Origin of the sequence: Winogradskyella maritima, assembly GCF_042650215.1 — a bacterium.
In the GTDB taxonomy this organism is placed as follows: Bacteria; Bacteroidota; Bacteroidia; order Flavobacteriales; family Flavobacteriaceae; genus Winogradskyella; species Winogradskyella maritima.
Map to the genome: position 1 here is coordinate 1 of NZ_JBHSAT010000013.1, position 1,336 is coordinate 1,336.

At 34.7% G+C, this 1,336-nt stretch carries 1 protein-coding gene; it reads left to right on the forward strand.

Features of this window, described 5'->3' with window-relative positions; translation table 11 throughout:
* Positions 1-522: 522 nt before the first annotated feature.
* The gene (gene lepB, locus ACFOSX_RS10910) at positions 523-1,203 is read left to right on the forward strand and encodes a signal peptidase I (protein WP_386100736.1); all 681 of its coding nucleotides are present in this window, start codon (positions 523-525) and stop codon (positions 1,201-1,203) included.
* The last annotated feature ends 133 nt before the right edge of the window (positions 1,204-1,336 follow it).

Genomic DNA, 1,336 nt, shown 5'->3' on the forward strand with positions numbered 1-1,336 from the left:
GATTTTCAATGTTGACGAAGTCTAGGCTTCTACGTGTATAATAACCTTGATCCTCTCTTTTGTCTTTTCTGTTTATAACTCTAAATTTAATGGATTGTAAACTTAAGACGTGTATAATTAATTGCTTAGGCAAGTGCTTATTTGGAAAATTCCTTCGGAATTTTCTCGCGTTCGTTTTTGTTTACTAAATTAGTTGCTTAAACACGCAACAAATCATACACAAGACCGATGATGTCGAATTCGGCGTCGGCGCCGAACAAAATGGCTACGTTCTCCTTACGTCGAACTCCCACCCTTTTGCAAGTCGACATCATCGAAAGGGCTACACCAAATTGCTTCATCAGCGGGAGTCATGCGCATTTTAGCCGTCAACGGCACTCGAGCCCAAGGCAACTCAACATATCACCGGCTAAACGCAATTCGGCACGACCCAATCTGTATTTGCATTTTTATGTAACTTGCAGTTACAACAAATACAAATCCAGGGTCGCACTGCGCGTAGCCCTTTCGTTGTAAAACATTATGAAGAAACCCCTGAAAATAACATTAATCTTTATTGGAATTATTTTCAGTTTGTACTTCATTTTGAATTGGACTGGAATATTCAAAGTCTATGATTATCAATCAACATCGAATTTCCCAACATTGAAACAAAACTCGAATTTGATTCTGTCGAATTTAGTTGCGCCGAAAAATGGAGATTTCATTTGTTACTTCAACGAAAAAAATGTTTTAACAAAAACCGCAGTTAATAGAGTCTGTGGTAAAGAAAATGATACTGTTGAAATTAGATATGGGAAACTGTTCATTAATGGTAGAAATTTTGACAAAGAACTTGACTTAACGCACTTTTATGTTTTGTCTAAAACGGAATATAATCAAGCTAAATCTGAATTAAAAGAAGATATTCGATTCTACACCACAAATGGAAATGATAAGGATTCGATAATGGTTTTTTTACCATATAGCTATGCTCTCGAAAATAATTTTGACAAAAGACGTACTGTAGCGAGTAAGTTTGACCAAAATACTATTGTCCAAAAACTGTTTAAAAAGAATTGGAATTTGGATAATTTTGGACCACTAATAATTCCCAAAAACAAATTTTTCGTATTGGGAGATAATAGAGATACAGCTCAAGATTCAAGATTTGTCGGATTGATAGACAAAAAGGACATTGTTGGAACAGTAATAAATAAATAACGTTTTACAACAAAGTACTGTGGTAGAAAACAAGTAAAATCCCATTAATTTTTCACTAAAGTACTTCTGTAACTATCGTCGTATATCAGTCCTGATTTTGCTATGGCAAAGGCCTGTTTTAACAACTTATTGC

What these genes read in the sequence shown, in the direction of transcription:
- lepB (WP_386100736.1), top strand. Translation starts at nt 523, where the DNA reads ATGAAGAAACCCCTGAAAATAACATTAATCTTTATTGGAATTATTTTC.